At 72.0% G+C, this 23,027-nt stretch carries 2 protein-coding genes; both read right to left on the minus strand.

The annotated features are described in order from the left end of the window. Positions 1–70: 70 nt before the first annotated feature. Positions 71–16,240 (minus strand): type I polyketide synthase, encoded by a 16,170-nt coding sequence (locus ACFYNP_RS36625; protein ID WP_388791611.1) that lies wholly within the window; start codon positions 16,238–16,240, stop codon positions 71–73. A gap of 92 nt (positions 16,241–16,332) precedes the next feature. Then, a partial coding sequence (locus ACFYNP_RS36630; protein ID WP_388791613.1) for a type I polyketide synthase occupies positions 16,333–23,027 on the minus strand: 6,695 nt, incomplete at its 5' end.

The raw sequence follows: 23,027 nt of genomic DNA on the forward strand, positions 1-23,027 counted from the left end.
CTCAGTCACAAGAAAAAACCGCACCGGTCGGGCCGACCGGGCCGCGCGTCGTCGGCCCGGTCGGACTGATTCAGGACATGCCGAGTTCTTTGTCGATGAAGTCGAAGACCTCATCGGCCGAAGCCGACTCAAGCAGCGAGGAGACCGCCTCGCCCTCGGCGGGCTCCTCCACCTCCGCGCCCTTCCACTTCGACATCAGCGCCTCCAGGCGCATGGTGATGCGCATGCGGGAGCTGTCATCGGGCGTGATGGAACCGAGGCCCGCCTCCAGGCGGTCCAGTTCCCGCAGGGTGGAGTCCACTCCGTCGGCGTCGTCCTGGAGGAGCTCGGTACGCAGGTACTGAGCCAGGGCGACGGACGTCGGGTGGTCGAACACGAGGGTGGCGGGCAGCCGCAGCCCCGTGGCCTTGTTCAGGCGGTTGCGGACCTCCACGGCCGTCAGGGAGTCGAAGCCGAGCTCCCTGAAGGCCAGGTGGGCGTCGATGGACTCCGCGCCGGTGTAGCCCAGCACGGCGGCCGCGTGCGAGCGCACGATGTCGAGCAGGATCACCTCGCGCTCGGGCTCGGTGAGCGGCGCCAGACGGGCGCGCACCTCGTCGGCCGCGTCGGAGCCGGTGCCCGCGTCGGCCGCAGGTTCGACGGCCACGGACTCCACGTACCGGCGCACTTCGGGGAGGTCCCCGATGAACGGGCTCGTGCGGGCCGAGGTGAAGGCGGGCGCGAACCGCTTCCAGTCGAGGTCGGCGACGGCGAGGAACGTCTCGTCGTACGCCACCGCCTGGGCGAGCGCGGCGACCGCGAGGCCGGGTGCCATCGGCCGCAGCCCGCGGCGGCGGAACTGCTCCTCGCCGTCCTCCCCGGCCATGCCGCCCCCGGCCCACAGGCCCCAGGCCACGGAGGTGGCGGTGAGGCCGCGCGCCCGGCGCTGCTCGGCGAGTGCGTCGAGGTGGGCGTTGGCCGCGGCGTACGCGCCCTGGCTGCCGCTGCCCCACACGCCCGCGTTGGACGAGAACAGCACGAACGCGTCGAGGGCCGCCCCGGAGCCGAGGAGCGCGTCGAGGTGTTCGGCGCCCGCGACCTTCGCCTCCAGGACCTCGGCGACGTCTGCGGCCGTCATGGCGTCCAGGGGCTGGCCCTGGCCGACGCCCGCCGCGTGGAAGACGGAGCGCAGGGTGTGCCCGTCCTCGGTGAGGCGGCCGAGCAGTCCCGCGACGGCGTCGCGGTCGGCGACGTCGCAGGCCGCGATGGTCACCTTGGTGCCCAACTCCTCCAGTTCCGCCTGGAGTTCGACGGCGCCGGGTGCGTCGAGACCGCGGCGGCTGGTGAGAACCAGGTGCTCGGCGCCCTCGCGGGCCAGCCAGCGGGCGACGTGCCCGCCGATCGCGCCCGTGCCGCCGGTGATCAGCGCGGTGCCGCGCGGTGCCCACTCCCGTGTCGCGCCCGCGCCGACGGGAGCCCGTACGAACCGCCGCACGAGCACGCCCGCCTGGCGCACGGCGAGCTGGTCTTCGTCCCCGACGGATCCGGCGACCCCGGCTCCCGCGAGGATCCCGGGGAGCTGGGACGCCGCCCGGCCGTCGGGGTTCGCGGGCAGGTCGACGAGACCGCCCCACCGGTCCGGGAACTCCAGGGCCACGACCCGGCCGAGGCCCCAGACCTGCGCCTGGGCGGGTCGGGCCGGCTGGTCGACGCGGTCGGTGGCGACAGCGCCACGCGTGACGGCCCACAGACGGGCGCCGATCCCGGCGTCACCGAGGGCCTGCACGAGGGCGACGGTGCCGATGAGCCCGGCCGAAACGACCCCGTGAGCGTCGGGGGCGTGGTGTGCGTTGTGCGCGTCGTGGGCCTCTTGCTCGGATTCGTCGAGGCTGAGCAGTGAGACGACTCCGGCGAGTCCCGCCTCGCCCGCCTCCCGCAACCGTTCGGCCAGTGCTCCTCGGGTCAACTCCCCTGATGAGACAGACAGTTCGACAACATCCGCACCGGCCGCTGCCAGCGCTTCACGCACGTCCGTCACCCACGGGTTATTCGCCGCGTTCTCCAGGAGTACGACGAGCCAGCGCCCGGTCAGGCGGGTGACAGGCAGAGCACCCGCCAGGGGCTGCCAGGCCACCTGGTAGCGCCAGCTGTCGAGCGTCGACCGCTGGCGCCGCTGCTTGCGCCACGACGACAGGACCGGAAGGACTGCGCCCAGCTCCGCGGCGGGACCGTCCGCCACGGCGAGCTCGGTGGCCAGCTGCTCCAGATCCTCGCGCTCCACGGCGTCCCAGAACCGCGACTCGACCTCGTCCGTGGCGAGCGGCAAGCCCTCACCCTGCTCCTCCTGCGGGGCGGCGAGCAGCCAGTAGTGCTGGCGCTGGAAGGGGTAGGTGGGGAGGTCGACGGGGGTGCGGGCGCCGGGGAACAGGGCGCTCCAGTCCAACTCCGCGCCGTGTACGTGGGCTTCGGCCATCGACGCCAGCAGACGCTCGGCGCCGCCTTCGTCACGCCGGAGGGAGCCGAGCGTGACAGCCGGGCTCTCGGTCGCGTCGATCGTCGCCTGCACCGGGACGGTGAGGACCGGGTGCGGGCTCATCTCCAGGAACAGCCCATGCCCCTCGGCCAGAAGCCCACGCGTGGCATGCTCAAACAGGACCGTCTGACGCAGATTGCGGTACCAATAACCCGCATCCATCGCAGTGTTGGCGTCCAGCCAGGCACCCGTCAGGGTCGAGTACAGCGGGATGTCGGCGTTCTGCGGGGCGACCCCGTCCAACGCCTCGCCGATCTGCGTCTCGATCTGCTCCACGTAGAAGGAGTGCGAGGCGTAGTCGACGGGGATGGTGCGCGCACGGATGTCGTTCGCGACGCACTGCGCGACCAGTTCCCCCAGGGCCTCGGCCTCACCGGACACCACGATCTGGGCAGGACCGTTGACAGCCGCCACAGAAACGCGCTCACCCCACGCGGTGATCAGCTCGCGCACGTCCTGCTCCGGCAGCGGCACGGACACCATCCCGCCCCTGCCCGACAACTCACGAATGGCGACACTCCGCAGCGCCACGACGCGAGCGGCATCCCGCAGCGACAGCACACCCGCCACACACGCCGCAGCGATCTCCCCCTGACTGTGACCCACCACAGCCGCAGGCTTCACACCCCCCGCCTGCCACACCGCAGCCAGCGACACCATCACCGCAAACAACACCGGCTGGACCACATCCACCCGGTCAAACCGGTCCCCGCACAACTCCTCAAACAGGTCCCACTCGACAAACTCGGACAGAGCGTCCGCGCACTCCCGCATGCGTTCCCCGAACACCGGGGACTCCGCCAGCAGCTCACGCGCCATCCCCGCCCACTGCGAACCCTGCCCCGGAAACACGAACACCGGACGGACCACGCCACCCTGCGCGCGGCCGGTCACCACGTGAGTGGCCGCCGCGTCGTCCTGCGCGAGCCCTTCGAGCCCGGCGAGGAGTTCGCCCCGGTCCCGCCCGAGGACGACGCCCCGGTGCTCGAACCTCGACCGCGTCGTCGCCAATGACCAGGCGACATCGTCGAGTTGAAGTTCTCCGTGCGCCAGCACGTGCTCCCGGAGCCGGGCGGCCTGCTCCCGCAGGGCGCTCTCGGTCTTCGCGGAGAGGGCCAGCGGGACGACACCCGCCACCACCGACGGAGCGGCATCCCCGGCGTCCCCGGCGGCCACAGCGGGGTCGGGCTCCTCCGCCGACGGCACCTGCTCCAGGATCACGTGCGCGTTCGTGCCGCTCATGCCGAAGGAGGAGACGCCTGCGCGGCGGGGTCCACCGTTCTCGCGCTCGGGCCAGTCGCGGGCCTCAGTGAGGAGTTCGACGGCCCCTTCGGTCCAGTCGACCTCGGGGGTCGGCTCGTCGATGTGCAGGGTCTGGGGCAGTACGCCGTGGTGCATGGCGAGGACCATCTTCATCACGCCCGCCACGCCGGAGGCGGCCTGGCTGTGCCCGATGTTCGACTTGATGGAGCCGAGCCACAGCGGCTCGCCGGTCTCCGGCCGCTCCTGCCCGTACGTGGCGAGCAGGGCCTGCGCCTCGATCGGGTCACCGAGCGTCGTGCCCGTGCCGTGGGCCTCGACCGCGTCCACATCGGCCGCGGTCAGGCGCGCGTTGGCGAGGGCGGCGCGGATGACGCGCTGCTGGGAGGGACCGTTCGGGGCGGTGAGGCCGTTGCTCGCGCCGTCCTGGTTGATCGCGGAGCCGCGTACGACCGCGAGCACGCGGTGACCGTTGCGGCGCGCGTCGGACAGGCGCTCCAGGAGCACCATGCCGACGCCCTCGGCCATGCCCATGCCGTCGGCGCCGGCGGCGAACGCCTTGCAGCGGCCGTCGGCCGCGAGGCCGCGCTGCTGACTGAAGGCGATCAGCGCGCCCGGCGACGACATCACGGCGACACCGCCCGCGAGAGCGAGCGAGCACTCACCGTTGCGCAGGGCCTGTGCGGCCAGGTGCATGGCCACGAGCGACGACGAGCACGCCGTGTCGACCGTCACCGCCGGGCCTTCGAGGCCGAAGGTGTAGGCGATGCGCCCGGAGATGACGCTGGGCGCGCTGCCGGTGAGGATGTGGCCTTCGGCGCCCGCGGTGACCTGGCCGGGACCCGTGCCGTAGTCCTGGTAGTTGGTGCCGACGAACACTCCGGCGGCCTCGCCTCGTACGGAACGGGGGTCCACGCCGGCGCGCTCGAAGGCCTCCCAGGACGTCTCCAGGAGGAGGCGCTGCTGCGGATCCATGGCCAGGGCCTCGCGGGGCGAGATGCCGAAGAAGGCCGGGTCGAAGTGGCCCGCGTCGTGCAGGAAGCCGCCGCCCCTGGTCGTGGTGGTGCCGGGGGTCTCCGGGTCCGGGTCGTAGAGGTGGGCGGTGTCCCAGCCGCGGCCCGCCGGGTAGCCGCCGACGACGTCGGCGCGGTCCTTGAGGACCTGCCACATCCGCTCGGGAGTGCTGATGCCGCCGGGGTAGCGGCAGCTCATCGCGACGATGGCGATCGGCTCGTCGGTGGCCGCCGCGACGGGGGCGGCCGTGGGGCGGGCGACGGCAGTGTCGGCGCCGAGGACCTGGGTGCGCAGATACGCGGCCAGGGCGGTGCCGTTGGGGTGGTCGAAGACGACCGTGGTGGGCAGCTTCAGACCGGTGGCGGCGCCGAGCCGGTTGCGCAGGTCGACGGCAGTGAGCGAGTCGAAGCCGAACTCGCGGAAGGCTCGCTCGGGGTCGAGGGCCTGCGCGGACTCGTAGCCGAGCACGGCCGCCGCGTGCATGAGCACGAGATCGACCAGGACGCGGTCCCGCTCGGGCTCGGCGAGGCCGGTGAGGCGCTCGCGCAGCGCGGACGCCTTGGTCGAGGCCTTCCCGGCACCCGCGTCGGCCCCTTCACCGGCGGCACCGTCCTCGTCGGCGGCCAGCACGCGCTGGGCGTCGGGCAGGTCGGCGAGTAGCGGGCGGGCGCGGCGCGAGGTGAACACCGGCACGAACTGGTCCCAGTCCACGTCGGCCAGGGCCAGGAACGTCTCGTCGTCGTCCAGGGTCTTGCGCATGCCTGCGAACGCGAGGTCCGGGTCGAGGAACGGCAGCCCCTGGCGGCGCAGTTGCTCCGGGTCGACGTCGACCGGTGCGCTGCCGCTCTCGTGGGGGTTGACGACGTTCCACACACCCCAGGCGATCGAGGTGGCGGTCAGGCCGCGCGCCCTGCGGTGCTCGGCGAGGGCGTCGAGGTGGGCGTTGGCGGCTGCGTACGCGGCGTGGTCGCCGCTGCCCCAGACGCCGGCGATGGAGGAGAACAGCACGAACGCGTCGAGATCCGCGTCGAGTCCGGTCTCGGTCAGGAGCTCGTCCAGGACGACCGCGCCCGCGACCTTCGCCGCGACGATCTCGGCGAAGTCACCGAGCGTGGTGGTGACGAGGGGGGCGAGCTCGATGAGGGCGGCGGCGTGGATGACGGCGCGCAGCGTGTGCCCGTCGGCGGCGAGCCCTTCGAGGAGCGCGGATACGGCTTCGCGGTCGGCGACGTCGCAGGACGCGATGGTGACTTGAACGCCCAACTCCTCCAGTTCTGCGCGGAGTTCGGCAGCCCCGGGGGCGTCCGGGCCGCGGCGGCTCGTCAGGACGAGGTGCTCGGCGCCCTCGCGGGCCAGCCAGCGCGCCAGGTGGGGGCCGAGGGCGCCGGTGCCGCCGGTGATCAGGACGGTGCCGCGGGGAGTCCACGGGGTGGCGGCGGATTCGGAGGTGCTCCCCTTCGCGGGGCCGGCGGGGGTGCTGGACTCCGCCCGCACGAGGCGGCGTACGAAGACTCCGGAGCCGCGCACGGCGAGCTGGTCCTCGGCGCCTACGCCTGCGAGGATCCCGGCGAGCCGGGCCGCGGTGCGGGTGTCGGGGGTCTGCGGCAGGTCGACGAGACCGCCCCAGCGCTCGGGGTGTTCCAGGGCCACGACCCGTCCCAGGCCCCAGGTCTGCGCCTGGGCGGGGCTCGCCACCCGGTCGTTGCGTCCGGTGGAGACGGCTCCGGAGGAGACGGCCCACAGGCGCGCGTCGATCTCGGTGTCGCCGAGAGCCTGTACGAGGGCGACGGTGCCCGCGAGGCCTGCCGGCAGGACCGGGTGTGCGGGGTGCGGCTGCTCGGCGAGGGCCAGCAGCGAGACCACTCCGGCGATCCGCTCGGCCTCGCCGGAGGCGTCGGAGGCGTCGGAAGCGTCGTGAGCGCCCGAAGCGTACTCAGCCAGGCGTTCGGCCAGGGTCTCGCGCGTCAACTCGGCGCCGCTGACGCGGACTTCGGCGAGGGTCGCCCCGGCCTGCGTCAGCGCGTCCGTGACACCCGCCACCCACGCGTGGGCGGCCGCCTCCTCGGGAACGACGACCAGCCAACGCCCGGTCAGAACCGGACCGGGAAGAGCGCCACTGGCCAGCGGCTTCCAGGTGACCCGGTAGCGCCAGCTGTCGAGAGTCGACCGCTCGCGCCGCTGCCGCCGCCACGACGACAGGACGGGCAGCACGGCGCCCAGTTCGGCGGCGGCGGAACCGTCCGCCACCTCCAGCTCGGCAGCCAACTCCGCCAGGTCCTCGCGCTCCACGGCCTCCCAGAAACGGGCCTCCACCTCGTCCACCGCGAGGGTGGGCTCGACGCCTGGCGCGCCCGCCTCCTGCTCCGGCGAGAGAAGCCAGTAGTGCTGGCGCTGGAAGGGGTAGGTGGGGAGGTCGACGGTGGTGCCCGCGCCGGGGAAGAGGGCCTTCCAGTCGAGTTCGGCGCCGTGCACGTGGGCTTCGGCCATTGACGCCAGCAGGCGCTCGGCGCCGCCCTCGTCACGCCGGAGGGAGCCCAGCGTGACGGCCTGGCTCTCGGTGGCGTCGATGGTGGCCTGCACCGGGACGGTGAGGACCGGGTGCGGGCTCATCTCCAGGAACAGCCCATGCCCCTCGGCCAGAAGCCCCCGCGTGGCATGCTCGAAGAGAACCGTCTGACGCAGATTGCGGTACCAATAACCCGCATCCATCGGGGTATTGGCGTCCAGCCACTCCCCCGTGAGCGTCGAGTACAGCGGTATGTCGGCAGCCTGCGGGGCGACCCCGTCCAACACCTCCGCGATCTGCTGCTCGATCTGCTCCACGTAGAAGGAGTGCGAGGCGTAGTCGACGGGGATGGTGCGCGCACGGATGTCGTTCGCGACGCACTGCGCGACCAGTTCCCCCAGGGCCTCCGCCTCACCGGACACCACGATCTGGGCAGGACCGTTGACAGCCGCCACAGAAACGCGCTCACCCCACGCGGTGATCAGCTCGCGCACCTCCTGCTCGGGCAGCGGCACGGACACCATCCCGCCCCTGCCCGACAACTCACGAATGGCGACACTCCGCAGCGCCACAACGCGAGCAGCATCCCGCAGAGACAGCACACCAGCCACACACGCCGCAGCGATCTCACCCTGACTGTGACCCACCACAGCCGACGGCTTCACACCCCCCGCCTGCCACACCGCCGCCAGCGACACCATCACCGCAAACAACACCGGCTGAACCACATCCACCCGGTCAAACCGGTCCCCGCACAACTCCTCAAACAGGTCCCACTCCACATACTCGGACAGGGCTTCCGCGCACTCGCGCATGCGGTCCGCGAACACCGGGCTGGAGTCCAGCAGTTCACGCGCCATCCCCGCCCACTGCGAACCCTGCCCCGGAAACACGAACACCGGACGGACCGTGCCGCCTTGGGTGTGACCCGTGACCACGTTCTGCGCGGCCGCCTCATCCCTCGCCAGCGATTCGAGCCCGGCGAGCAGCGCGTCGCGGTCGCGGCCGAGTACGACGCCCCGGTGCTCGAAGCGCGAGCGCGTCGCTGTCAACGACCAGGCCACATCCGCCAGTTCGACGTCGGCGTGCGCGACGAGGTGGGCGCGCAGGCGTGTGGCCTGGTCGCGCAGCGCGTCCTCGTTCTTCGCCGAGAGCGCCAGCGGGACGACGCCCGCCACCACTCGCGACTGCGACGACGTGCCCGCCCCGTCCGTCCCGGCCGGCTCCGGCTCGGCGGACTCCGCCTCCTCGGCCGGCAGGCCCTGCTCCAGGATCACGTGCGCATTCGTCCCGCTCACACCGAACGACGACACACCCGCGCGACGCGGCGCACCGCCGTCCCGCTCGGGCCAGGTGCGGGACTCCGCCAGGAGTTCCACGGTGCCCGCCGACCAGTCGACCTCGGGGGTCGGCGCGTCCACGTTCAGCGTGCGCGGCAGTACGCCATGGCGCATCGCCATGACCATCTTGATGACACCGGCGACACCGGCGGCGGCCTGCGTGTGTCCGATGTTGGACTTCACCGAGCCGAGCAGCAGCGGCCGGTCGGCTCGGCGCTGCTTGCCGTACGTGGCGATGAGGGCCTGGGCCTCGATGGGGTCGCCCAGGGGGGTGCCCGTGCCGTGCGCCTCGACCGCGTCCACGTCCGTGGGCGTGAGGCGGGCGTTGGCGAGGGCGGCGCGGATGACGCGCTGCTGGGAGGGGCCGTTGGGTGCGGTCAGGCCGTTGCTCGCGCCGTCCTGGTTGATCGCGGAGCCGCGTACGACGGCCAGGACCTGGTGGCCGTTGCGGCGGGCGTCGGACAGCCGCTCCAGGACCAGCATGCCGACGCCCTCGCCCCAGCTCGTGCCGTCGGCGGCGGCCGCGAAGGGCTTGCAGCGGCCGTCCGCCGCGAGGCCGCGCTGGCGGCTGAACTCCACGAAGGTGCCCGCCGTGGGCATCACGGTCACACCGCCCGTGAGTGCGAGGGTGCACTCGCCGTTGCGCAGGGACTGCGCCGCCAGGTGCAGGGCGACCAGCGACGACGAGCACGCCGTGTCGACGGTCACCGCCGGGCCTTCGAGACCGAGGGAGTACGAGATGCGGCCCGAGGCGATGGCGCCGGAGCTGCCGGTGCCAAGGTAGCCCCCGAGGCCCTCGGGGACGCTACTGAGCTGGGATCCGTACTCGTGGTAGATCAGACCGGCGAAGACGCCCGTGGGGCTGCCGTGCAGCGTCGCCGGGTCGATTCCGGCGCGCTCGAACGCCTCCCAGGAGGTTTCCAGGAGGAGCCGCTGCTGTGGGTCCATCGCGAGCGCCTCGCGCGGGGAGATACCGAAGAACGCGGCGTCGAACTCGCCCGCGTCGTGCAGGAAGCCGCCCTCGCGGGCGTAGCTCGTGCCGACGCGGTCGGGGTCGGGGTCGTAAAGGGATGCGGTGTCCCAGCCCCGGCCCTCCGGGAACTCGGTGATGGCCTCTTCGCCGTCGGTGAGCAGCCGCCACAGGTCCTCGGGTGTGTGGACGCCGCCGGGGAAGCGGCAGCTCATCGCGACGATGGCGATGGGCTCGTCCTGGGCAGCGGCCGCGGTGGCCTGAGGCCTGTTGTCTGCTGCCGTGTCCGCCAGGTCGCCGAGGATTTCGGTGCCCAGGTAGTGGGCGAGGGCCTTCGGAGTCGGGTAGTCGAAGACGAGCCCGGCGGGCAGCCGTGTCTCGGTGGCGGCGTTGAGGCGGTTGCGGAGTTCGACGGAGGTGAGGGAGTCGAAGCCCAGTTCCTTGAACGCCTTCGTGGGTGCCACATCCTCGCCGGAGGCGTAGCCGAGTACGGCGGCGATCTGGGCTCGGACGAGGTCTAGGAGGGCGCGTTCGCGGTGCTCGGGGGCCAGGGCGGCCAGTTGGCCGGCGAAGGAGGTGCCGGCCGCGGCGGGGCCGGATTCGACGACGCGACGGGTGCGTGCTCCGCCTCGTATGAGGCTCCGGAAGAGCGGGGGTATGTCGGCGCCGAACTGCTTGCGCAGCGTTTCGGTGTCGAGCTTCATCGGGACGAGGGCACCGTCGGGCTGGGCGAGGCAGGTGTCCAGCAGAGCCAGGCCTTCGTCGGCCGACAGGGCAGCCACGCCGGCACGGTTCATGCGGTCGATGTCCCCCTCGGCCAAGGCTCCGGCCATGCCACCCTGATCCGCCCACAGACCCCACGCCAATGAGGTCGCGGACAGGCCCTGGGCACGACGGTACTGAGCCAGCGCGTCCAGGAAAGCATTGGCCGCCGCGTAGTTGGCCTGCCCCGCACTGCCCAGCACACCAGCCGCCGAGGAGAACAGCACGAACGCCGACAGATCCAGACCGGCCGTCAGCTCGTGCAGATTCACCGCCGCATCCACCTTCGGCCGCAGCACCGCATCCAGACGCCCAGGCGTCAACGCGGTCACCACACCGTCATCGACCACACCCGCAACATGCACCACGGCGGTCAGATCAGCACGCACCTCATCCACCAGCAAGGCCAGCGCGTCACGGTCAGCGACATCACACGCCGCGATCGTCACCCTCGCACCCAACCCCTCCAGCTCCGCGCGCACCTCACCCGCACCCGGCGTACCCTCACCCCTCCGCGACACCAGCAACAGATCCCGCACACCGTGCCGGCCCGCCAGATGCCGGGCCACAACCCGCCCCAGCCCACCCAGCGCACCCGTCACCATGACAGTCCCCCGCCCATCGAAGGACGGCGGCAGCGTCAGCACCACCTTGCCCACATGCCGCGCCTGACTCAGATACCGGAACGCCTCCGGCGCCCGCCGCACATCCCACGCCCGCACCGGCAACAGCTCCAGCACACCCTGCTCGAACAGGGCCAGCACCTCCACCAGCATCTCCCGAATGCGGTCGGGCGACAGCTCAGCGAGGTCGAAGCTCCGGTACTCCACGCCCTCGTGGGCGCCGGCCACGGCTGCGGGGTCGCGGAGGTCGGTCTTGCCCATCTCCACGAAACGCCCGCCACGCGGCAGCAACCGCAACGACGCGTCCACGAACTCCCGCGCCAGAGAGTTCAGTACGACATCCACCCCCCGGCCCCCGGTCCCCTCAAGGACCGACGCCTCAAAGTCCAGCGTCCGGGACGACGCAATACGAGAATCCTCGACCCCCAACTCCCGCAGCACACCCCACTTCCCACCACTCGCAGTCCCAAACACCTCCGCACCAAAATGCCGGGCCAACTGCACCGCAGCCATACCCACACCACCCGCGGCCGCATGCACCAGCACCGACTCACCCGCCCCAAGACCCGCCAAGTCCCGCAACGCGTAATACGCCGTCAGAAACACCGTCGGCACCGACGCAGCCTGCGCGAACGACCAGCCCTCCGGCATCCGCGCCACCAACCGCGCATCCGCCACCGCCAACGGCCCGAACGCACCCTCCAACAACCCGAACACCCGGTCACCGACAACCAGACCAGTCACCCCGGCACCGACCTCGACCACAACACCAGCGCCCTCGGTACCCATCACCGCCTCACCCGGATACACACCCAAAGCAATCAACGGATCACGGAAGTTGACACCCGCGGCACGAACACAGACACGCACCTCGCCCACGTCCAACGGCCTGCCGCCAAACACCCCGGCACCCTCGGCCACCGGCAGCAACGCCAGATCCTCCAACGTGCCCCGGCCCCTCACCCCCAACTGCCAGGCCCCGCCCGCCGGAACCGCAAGCACCCCGCCACCAGCACCCACCCGCATCAATCGCGGAACCCACACCACATCCCCACGCACCGCCACCTGTGCCTCATCGAGGCCAAGCACCCCGGGCAACACAGCCAGAGCCGCCGCCGAACCATCGACGTCCGCCAACACCAGCCGCCCCGGATTCTCCGACTGCGCCGAACGCACCAAACCCCACACCGGCGCATCCACCAAACCCACCGCCGACACCACATCACCGGAACCCACACCCACAGCACCACACGTCACCACCACCAACCGCGAACCACCACCACCCCCGAACGCCAGCCACTCCCCCACCACACCCAACGTCTCGGACAAAGACGCACGCACGGACCCAGCCGTGTCCACGCCACGAGACCCACCGACGCACGTCACAAACACGGACTCCGGTACAACAGCCCCACCATCGACCGCCGCAGCCAGCTCAGCCACATCCCCATACGCCGCCACAGTCATCCCGGCGCTCTCCAACGCCCCACGCAGCCCCAACGCATCCCTACCCAGGACAGCGCAGGCCCCCGACACGGGAGCAGGCGCGGACACCACGCTCCAATCCACGCGGAACAACGAGTCGTCGTCGGAGGCGGCGTCCAGTTCACCGGTGGCAAGGGCGCGCAGGACGAGCGAGTCGACCGTGGCGACCGGCTCGCCGGAAGTGTCGGCGATGCTGAGGGACACCGCGCCGGAGGCGGCGGGCGTCAGGCGGACGCGCAGTTCCGGCGCGCCGGTCGCGTACAGCGACACACCGGTCCAGGAGAACGGCAGCCGTGCCCCCGCCTCGGCCCCGTCCTGGCCGATGGCGGTCAAGACGATGCCGTGGAGGCTCGCGTCGAGAAGCGCGGGGTGCAGGCCGTACTCGGCGGCGTCGGCGCGCTGGTCGTCGGGCAGCGCGACCTCCGCGAAGACGTCGTCGCCGCGGCGCCAGGCCGCTCGCACGCCCTGGAAGGCCGGGCCGTAGCCGAGACCCGCGGCGGCGAAGCCCGCGTAGAGATCCTCGGTCTCCATGGCGACGGCGCCGGTGGGCGGCCACTGTGCGAAGTCCGCGTCGGCGCCCGTCGGCCGGGCGGGGCCGGAGGACGGGTCGGCGGTGGCGAGGACTCCAGCCGCGTGGCGGATCCACGGCTCGTCGGGGACGTCGTTCTGGGGCCGCGAGTGCAGGGTGAAGGTGCGCCGTCCGGTGTCGTCCGGCTCCTCCACCCACAGCTGGAGCTGTACGCCGGTGCCGTCCTCTGGCAGGACAAGCGGGGCTTCAAGGATCAGCTCTTCGAGCAGGTCGCAGCCGACCTCGTCACCGGCGCGCACGGCCAGTTCGACGAAGGCCGTACCGGGCAGCAGCGTCCTGCCTGCGACCACGTGATCGGCGAGCCAGGGGTGGGCGTCGGTCGACAGCAGGCCGGCGAACAGGCGCGTGTCGCTCCCGGCGACCTGGACGGCCGCGCCGAGCAGCGGGTGGTCGGCGGCGGCGAGCCCTGCCGAGGTGACGTCACCGGTCAGGGCAGCGGCGTGCAGCCAGTAGCGCTGGTGCTGGAAGGCGTACGTGGGGAGGTCCACGCGGCGGCGGGACTCGACGGGGGCGTACAACGGGGTCCAGTCGACCTCGACGCCGCGCACGTGGGCCTTGGCGAGGGCGGTGAGGAAGGTGTCGGTTTCCGGGCGGTCCTTGCGCAGGGCGGAGATGAGGCCCGTCTGCGTGACCGGGTCGGTGAGGGTGTCGTGCGCCATCGCCGTGAGGACGGAGTCCGGGCCCAACTCAAGCAGCGTCGAAACGCCTTGGGCGGTAAGAGTGGTCAGACCGTCGTGGAAACGGACCGCCTCACGGACGTGACGGACCCAGTACTCGGGGTCCTTGAGTTGGGCCGACTCGGCCAGTTCACCAGTCACGTTGGAGACGACCGGCAGCTTCAGGTCCTGATAGGTCAGGCCCCGCGCGATCTCGCGGAAGTCGTCCAGGACCGGGTCCATGAGCGGCGAGTGGAAGGCATGGGACACCTTCAGCCACCGCACCTTACGGCCCTGGCTGCGGAGTGCCTCCTCCAGGCCCTCCAGAACCACGCGGTCACCGGAAAGCACCACCTGCGAGGGGCCGTTGACAGCGGCCACACCGGCCCGGTCTTCCATGCCCTCCAGCAGCGGCAGCACATCGGCCTCCGCCGCCTGCACCGCCAGCATCGTGCCACCCTCAGGCAGCGACTGCATCAACCGCCCGCGCGCGGCCACCAGTTGGGCCGCATCCTCCAACGACCACAGCCCGGCCACATACGCAGCCGTCAGCTCACCGATCGAATGACCACCGACAAGCGCCGGCCGCAACCCGAACGACTCGGCAAGGCGATACAGCGCAACCTCTACGGCGAACAGCGCGGGCTGCGCATACCCCGTCTGCTCCAACAACCCGGCATCCGCACCGAACACCACGTCCTTCAGAGGCCGGTCCAGGTGCCCATCCAGGTGTGCACACACCTCGTCCAGCGCGGTGGCGAAGACGGGGAACGTCTCGTACAACTCCCTTCCCATGCCGACGCGTTGACTGCCCTGGCCGGTGAAGACGACCCCGAGGCGGCCCTCGGCGACCGCGCCCGAGACGACTCCGGGCCCGTCCGACGCCAGCGCCTCAAGGCCGGTCAAAAACTCTTCCCGGTCCCGGCCGAAGACGACCGCGCGGTGCTCGTGCAACGCGCGGGCCGACAGCAGGGTCCAGCCCGCGTCGACGTAGTCGAGGCCGTCGCTCCCCGCCACGTGCTCCCGCAGCTTCCCGGCCTGCGCGCGCAGCGCCTCGGCGCTGCGGGCCGACACCAACCAGGGAAGCGTGCTGGACAGAACGTCCGTCTTAGCGGCAGCAGTTGCATCCTCCACCGGCACCTGCTCCACGATTACGTGGGCGTTCGTGCCGCTGACACCGAACGACGACACACCGGCGCGACGCGGCACGCCCTCCTCGCGTTCGGGCCATTCGCGTGCCTCGGTCAGCAGTTCGACGGCGCCGACGGACCAGTCGACGTGCGTGCTCGGCTCGTCGACGTGCAGCGTCTGCGGCAGGATGCCTTCCCGCATCGCCATGACCATCTTCATGACGCCCGCGACACCGGCGGCGGCCTGCGTGTGTCCGAGGTTGGACTTGACGGAGCCCAGCCACAGCGGCCGGTCGGCGGGCCGGTCCTGGCCGTAGGTGGCGATGAGGGCCTGGGCCTCGATGGGGTCGCCGAGGGTGGTGCCCGTGCCGTGGCCCTCCACGGCGTCGATTTGCTCGGGGGCCAGGTGGGCGTTGGCGAGGGCCTGAAGGATGACGCGCTGCTGGGAGGGGCCGTTGGGTGCGGTCAGGCCGTTGCTGGCGCCGTCCTGGTTGACGGCCGAGCCGCGTACGACCGCGAGGACCTCGTGGCCGTTGCGGCGCGCGTCGGACAGCCGCTCCAGGAGCAGCAGGCCCGCGCCCTCGCCCCAGCCGGTGCCGTCCGCCGCGTCCGCGTACGGCTTGCAGCGGCCGTCGGAGGCAAGGCCGCGCTGCTTGCTGAAGTCGACGAAGGTGCCCGGCGTGAACATCACGGTCACGCCGCCCGCGAGCGCGAGCGAGCACTCGCCCTGCCGCAGCGCCTGCACGGCCAGGTGCAGGGCGACCAGCGACGACGAGCAGGCCGTGTCGATGGTGACGGCAGGGCCTTCGAGGCCGAAGGTGTAGGCGATGCGGCCGGAGACGATGCTGCTGGAGGCGCCGGTGCCGAGGTAGCCCTCGACGTCCTCCGGCACCGAGTGCAGCCGGGAGGCGTAGTCGTGGTACATGACGCCCGCGAAGACGCCGGTGGCGCTGCCGCGCAGCGAGGCCGGGTCGATGCCCGCACGCTCGAACAGCTCCCAGGAGGTCTCCAGGAGCAGCCGCTGCTGCGGGTCGGTGGCCAGCGCCTCGCGGGGCGAGATGCCGAAGAACTGGGCGTCGAACCGGTCGGCCTCGTGCAGGAATCCGCCCACGCGGGCGTACGCGGCGCCGGCCCGGTCGGGGCCCGGGTCGGCGAGCGCGTCCGCGTCCCAGCCGCGGTCCGTGGGGAACGGGGTGAGGGCGTCGGTGCCGTCGGCGACGAGCCGCCACAGCTCCTCCGGGGTGCGGACCCCGCCGGGGTAGCGGCAGCTCATCGACACGATGGCGATGGGCTCCTGGCTGCGCTCCTCCACCTCGCGCAGACGGCGACGAGCTTGACGCAAGTCGGATGTCGTCCGCTTGAGGTAATCCCGAAGCTTCTCCTCGTTCGACATCTGGTCGTCAGCTCCTCGTGGTGTTGATAAAGGCCGCGTCGGCGGCACTGGTCGTGCGGTTCACTTCGGGCAGTTCAGGGAGTGCGGTCACGTCAGTCGAGTCCGAGTTCGTCGTCGAGCGCGTTGAAGAGGTCCTCGTCCGAGACCGAGTCCAGGTCCAGGTCCAGGTCGTCGTCCGCCGGGCTGGTGCCGCCCGCTCCGTGGCCCTGCGGTGCGCTCCAGCGCGACATCAGGGTCTGGAGCCGGATGGTGATCTTCGAGTGGGCGATACTGTCGGTCTCCATCGCCAGCAACGACGACTCCAGGCGGTCGAGTTCGTCGAGCGCGGAGAGTCCGCCTCCGCCCGGTCCTTCGCCCAGCGGCAGGGCCGTGGCCAGGTGCGCGGCGAGGGCGGCCGGGTTGGGGTAGTCGAAGATCAGGGTGGCAGGCAGCCGCAGACCGGTGGCGCCGTTCACGGCGTTGCGCAGTTCGACGGCGGTGAGCGAGTCGAAGCCGAGCTCCCTGAACGCGCGGTGGGCCTCCACGGCCGCCGCGGACTCGTAGCCGAGGACGGCCGCCACGTGGGTGCAGACCAGTTCGGTGAGCACCTTGTCGCGCTCCGCCGAGTCGAGGCCCGAGAGCTGTGCGAGCAGGGCCGTCTCGGACGACACTGCTGATGCCGCCGTGGCGGTACCGGCGGCGGAGCGCCGCAAGGGCGTGCGCACCAGGCCGCGCAGCAGTGCCGGGACCGCGTCGGTGTCCGTGCCCCCGGCACCCGCGCCGGCCCGCAGCGTCTCGGTGTCCAGGCGTACGGGGACGAGGGCCGCGGGCGCGTCGGGCGCCGTCAGGTTCGCGGCGGTGACTGCGGCGTCCAGCAGGGCCAGGCCCTCCTCCGTGGACAGGGCCGCGACGCCGCCGCGTGCCATGCGCTGGAGGTCGGCGTCGGCGAGGGCGCCGGTCATGTCACTGTCCTGCGCGGCCCACAGCCCCCAGGCCAACGAGGTCGCCGGGAGGCCCTGAGCACGGCGGTGTACGGCCAGTGCGTCCAAGTAGGCGTTCGCCGCCGCATAATTCGCCTGACCCGGGCCACCGAAGACGCCAGAGGCGGAGGAGAACAGGACGAACGCGGACAGGCCCAGGCCGACGGTCAGCTCATGCAGGTTCAGCGCCGCGTCCACCTTCGGACGCAGCACCCTCGCCAAACGCTCCGGCGTAAGCGAAGTGACCACACCGTCGTCCAGAACACCCGCCACATGCACCACCGCCGACAGCTCCGCGCCCTCCTCATCGAGGAGCCCGGCCAGAGCCTCACGGTCGGCCACATCACACGCGGCCACGGTCACCTTGGCACCCAACTCGGCAAGTTCCGCCTGGAGTTCGGCCGCACCGGTGGCCTCAAGGCCGCGACGCGACACGAGGAGCAGATCACGTACACCGTGCCGCACGGCCAAGTGCCGCACCACCACACGCCCCAGACCACCGAACGCACCCGTCACCAGGACCGTGCCCGAACCCCACGGCCCCTCACCCTCATCGGACACGGCGGCGGCCACACGTGACAGGCGCGGTACCCACACCGCACCGTCCCGCACCGCCACCTCGGGCTCACCCGACGCCAACGCCGCGGCGAGGTCCGAATCAGCCACCCCGGCCACATCCGAGCCCGCTGCGACGTCCACGAGCACGAACCGGCCCGGGTGCTCCGACTGCGCCGACCGCACCAGACCCGCCACGGCCGCAGCGGCGGGATCCGGCGACGTCGCACCCGCGCCGACCGCAACCGCACCCCGCGTCACCACGGCTAGCCGCGCGTCCGCGAACCGCTCGTCGGCCAACCACCCCTGCACCACGGCCAGTGCCTCGGCCAACACCGTGGAAACGGCCTCCGGACGAGCAAGTCCCGCACCGTCGGCGCCCGAGGAACGATCGGCCGGCCACACCACCACGGCCGGAGCCTCCTCCCCGGCTTCCACCGCCGCACCCAGCACCGCGAACGGCACCGGGTCGACAGCCGCATCCACGGACTGCCGCCGCCACTCGACGTGGAACATCGAGTCGCCGAGGTCGCCGCTCCTGAGCCGGTCCACCTCGACCGGCCGGAAGACCAGCGAGTCCACGGTGGCCACGGGTTCGCCGAGTCCGTCCGCGACGGTGAGCGATACGGCGCCGTTGCCCGCCGGCGCCAGCCGGACCCGCAGGGCGGAAGCACCGGTCGCGTGCAGCGAGACGCCGCTCCAGGCGAACGGCAGCCGTGCGCCGTCGGCCGCGCCGTCCTCGGCCGACGCGTCGCCGCGGAGTACGCCGAGGCCGAGCACGTGCAGGGCCGCGTCAAGGAGTGCGGGGTGCAGTCGGAACGACTGCGCGTTCTCGTACTGCTCCTCAGGCAGGGCGACCTCGGCGAACACCTCGTCGCCACGCCGCCAGGCGCCGCGCAGCCCCTGGAACGCCTCGCCATAGGCGAAGCCGAGCTCCGTCAAGTGCCGGTACAGGCCCTCGACATCGACCTCTGCGGCGTCGCGCGGCGGCCATTCGGCGAGGCTGAAGTCCGCCGTCGGCGTCCCGTCGGAGAGCACACCGCTCGCGTGGGCGGTCCAGACGCCGTCGCCCGCGTAGTCGCCGCGCTCTTCGCGCTCTTCGCGGGAGTGCAGGGCGACGCTCCGCCGTCCGTCCTCGTCCGCCGCCCCGACGCCGAGTTGCAGCTGTACGGCGCCACGCTCGGGCAGCACGAGGGGAGCGGCCAGCGTCAGCTCCTCAAGGACCCCGCAGCCGACCTCGTCACCGGCGCGTATCGCCAGCTCCACGAACGCCGTACCCGGAAGCAGCACCCGCCCCGCCACCGCGTGATCGGCCAGCCACGGATGCGTGGCCACCGACAAACGGCCCGTGAACAAGTATCCGTCCGTGTCCGCCAGCGGCACGGCCGCGCCCAGCAAGGGATGTTCGGCGGAGGCGAGCCCCGTGGCCGACATGTCGCCGACCGCACCGGCCGGCCCGGACGCCGCACGGGGCCAGTAGCGGCTCCGCTGGAAGGCGTACGTGGGCAGGTCCACGCGGCGTCGGGACTCGACCGGGGCGTACAGCGGCGCCCAGTCGACCTCGATCCCGCGCACGTACGCCTTGGCAAGAGCGGTCAGGAAGGCGTCCGCTTCCGGCCGGTCCTTGCGCAGCGCGGCGACCAGGCCCGCCTGCGCAGCCGGGTCGGTAACGGTGTCGTGCGCCATCGCGGTCAGGACGGAGTCAGGGCCCAGCTCCAACAGGGTCGACACACCTTGGGCGGTAAGAGTGGTCAGACCGTCGTGGAAGCGCACGGCCTCCCGGATATGCCGGACCCAGTAATCGGGGTCCTTCAACTCGTCGGCAGCGGCGAGCTGCCCGGTCAGGTTCGACACGACCGACAGCGCCGGGCTCTGATACGTCAGGCCCTCCGCCACACGCCGGAACTCGTCGAGCACCGGGTCCATCAACGGCGAGTGGAAGGCATGGGACACCTTCAGCCACCGCACCTTGCGTCCTTCGCCCCGGAACGTCTGCTCCAGGCCCTCCAGAGCCTCCCGCTCACCAGAGAGGACCACCTGGGCGGGGCCGTTCACGGCCGCCACACCGGCCCGGTCTTCCATGCCCTCCAGCAGCGGCAGCACATCGGCCTCGGCCGCCTGCACGGCCAGCATCGCGCCACCCTCAGGCAGCGACTGCATCAACTGGCCACGGGCGGCCACCAGTTGGGCCGCATCCTCCAACGACCACAGCCCGGCCACATACGCAGCCGTCAGCTCACCGATCGAATGACCACCGACGATCTCGGGACGTACCCCCAAGGACTCGGCCAGGCGATACAGCGCAACCTCGACGGCGAACAACGCGGGCTGCGCATACCCCGTCTGCTCCAACAACCCGGCATCCCCACCGAACACCACATCCTTCAGCGGCCGGTCCAGGTGCCCGTCCAAGTGCGCGCACACCTCGTCCAACGCATCTGCGAACACTGCGAACGCCTCGTACAACTCACGGCCCATACCAAGCCGCTGACTGCCCTGACCAGTGAAGACCACACCGAGACGACCCTCAACCACCGACCCCGACACCACACCCGAACCACTACCGGAAGCCAACGCCTCCAACCCGGACAGGAACTGCCCTGACCCCCGACCCAGAACAACAGCACGATGTTCGAGCGGCGACCGGCCCGACAACAGCGACCAGCCCATATTCACCGGGTCGGCGTCGGCGTGTGTCACCAGGTGCTCGCGCAGGCGGTCGGCCTGTGCGCGCAAGGCGTCCGCGCTCCGGCCCGACACCAACCATGGAAGCGCGCCGGCTGGAACGTCCGTTTTGGCGAGCTCGGTTGCTTCCGCCACCGGAGCCTGCTCGACGATCACGTGGGCGTTCGTCCCGCTGACACCGAACGACGACACACCCGCACGACGCGGCCGCGTGGCGTCGGGCCAGTCGTGCGCCTCCGCGAGGAGTTCGACGGCGCCGGCGGACCAGTCGACGTGGGTGCTCGGCTCGTCCACGTGCAGGGACCGCGGCAGGACACCCTCCCGCATCGCCATCACCATCTTGATGACACCGGCGACACCGGCGGCGGACTGGGTGTGACCGATGTTGGACTTGATGGACCCAAGCCACAGCGGGCGGTCCTCGGGCCGTTCCTGTCCGTACGTCGCGAGGAGCGCCTGGGCCTCGATGGGGTCTCCGAGGGTGGTGCCCGTGCCGTGCGCCTCGACGGCATCCACGTCACCGGCCGCCAGACCCGCGTTCGCCAACGCGGCCCGGATCACCCGCTGTTGGGACGGCCCGTTCGGGGCCGTGAGCCCGTTGCTCGCCCCGTCCTGGTTCACCGCGGAACCCCGTACGACCGCAAGCACCTCGTGGCCATTGCGGCGGGCATCCGACAACCGCTCAAGGAGGAGCAGGCCGACGCCCTCGCCCCAGCCGGTGCCGTCGGCGGCCTCCGCGAAGGGCTTGCAGCGGCCGTCGGCGGCCAGGCCACGCTGACGGCTGAACTCAAGGAAGGCAGCGGGGCTGACCATCACGGTCACGCCGCCCGCGAGGGCCATGTCGCACTCGCCCTGGCGCAGCGCCTGCGCCGCCAGGTGCAGGGCCACGAGGGACGACGAGCACGCCGTGTCGACCGTCACCGCCGGGCCTTCGAGACCGAAGCTGTACGAGAGGCGGCCGGAGATGACGCTGGTGGCGTCGCCGGTCATGAGGTAACCCTCGACGCCTTCCGGCGCGTGTGCCAGGCCCGCCGCCCAGCCCTGGGAGCAGGCACCGACGAAGACCCCGGTGCTGCTGCCGTGCAGGCTCGACGGCGCGATGCCCGCGCGTTCGAAGAGTTCCCAGGAGGTCTCCAGGAGGAGCCGCTGCTGCGGGTCCATGGCCAGGGCCTCGCGCGGCGAGATGCCGAACAGGGCGGCGTCGAACTCGGAGACGTCGTAGAGGAATCCGCCCTGCGCGGCGAAGCTCGTGCCGTCGGCGGAGCTGGTGTCGGGGCCCCAGCCGCGGTCGTCGGGGAAGCCGGAAATAGCGTCCGTACCGTCGGCGACCAGCCGCCACAGGGCGTCGGGGCTGGTGGCGCCGCCGGGGTAGCGGCAGCTCATCGACACGATGACGATCGGGTCGTCGGCCTCGGCGCCCGCCGCCCGTCCGGCCGGTACCACGGCCGTGCCCCTCGTCGCCGTCGGCTTCGCATCGTCGCCGACCAGATGTGCCCGCAGGTAGCCCGCGAGGACGGCTGAGGTCGGGTAGTCGAAGACGAGGGTGGTGGGCAGCTTCAGGCCGGTCGTGGCGGCGAGCCGGTTGCGTACCTCGACCGCCGTGAGCGAGTCGAAGCCCAGCTCACGGAAGGCACGCCCGGCCTCGATCGCTTCCGCGCCCGCGTAGCCGAGGACCGAGGCCGCCTGGCCCCGCACCAGGTCGAGCAGCAGCCGCTCCTGCTCCCGCTCGGCCAGGCCCGCGAGGCGCTCGGCCCACTCCGAGCCCGCACCGGAGCCGTGCGTGGCCGAATCGGCCGTCGCCTCGGGCTCGGCGAGCGCACGCCGCACCTCCGGCAGGTCGCCCATGAAGGGGCTCGGCCGCAGCGAGGTGAAGGAGGGCGCGAAGCGCTCCCAGTCCACGTCCGCGACGGCCAGGAACGTCTCGTCGTACGCGATCGCCTGAGCCAGCGCGGCCACCGCACGCTCCGGCGCCATCGCCGTCACACCACGGCGCCGCAGGTGCTCCTCGGCCTCCTCGGCCGACGCCATGCCGCTGCCGCCCCAAGCGCCCCAGGCGACCGAAGTCGCGGTCAGGCCGCGGGCCCTGCGCTGCTGCGCGAGGGCGTCGAGGTAGGCGTTGGCAGCCGCGTACGCACCCTGGCCACCGCCACCCCACACACCGGAGTTGGACGAGAAGAGGACGAAAGCGTCCAGGTCCTCTCCAGCCACCAGCTCATCTAGATGCGCGGCGCCCGCCGTCTTCGCACCGAACACCTCCGCGATGTCGGCGGCGGACATGTCCGCGACCATGTGCGCCGGGCTCACACCGGCGGCGTGGAAGACGGAGCGGATCCGGTGCCCGTCGGCGGCCAGTTCCTGCAGGAGCCCCGCGACCGCCGCACGGTCGGCGATGTCGCACGCCGCGACCGTGACCGCGGCCCCCAACTCCTCCAATTCCGCCTTCAGTTCACCGGCGCCCGGAGCGTCGAGACCGCGACGGCTCGTCAGTACGACGTGCTCGGCGCCCTCACGGGCCAGCCAGCGCGCCACATGCCCGCCGATCGCACCCGTGCCACCGGTGACCAGCGCGGTGCCGCGCGGCGTCCACT

Source organism: Streptomyces sp. NPDC006691, from assembly GCF_042869955.1.
Classification (GTDB): Bacteria; Actinomycetota; Actinomycetes; order Streptomycetales; family Streptomycetaceae; genus Streptomyces.

Excerpts from the sequence above, each read along its gene's own strand:
- ACFYNP_RS36625 (WP_388791611.1), bottom strand. The coding sequence starts at position 16,240 with ATGTCGAACGAGGAGAAGCTTCGGGATTACCTCAAGCGGACGACATCC.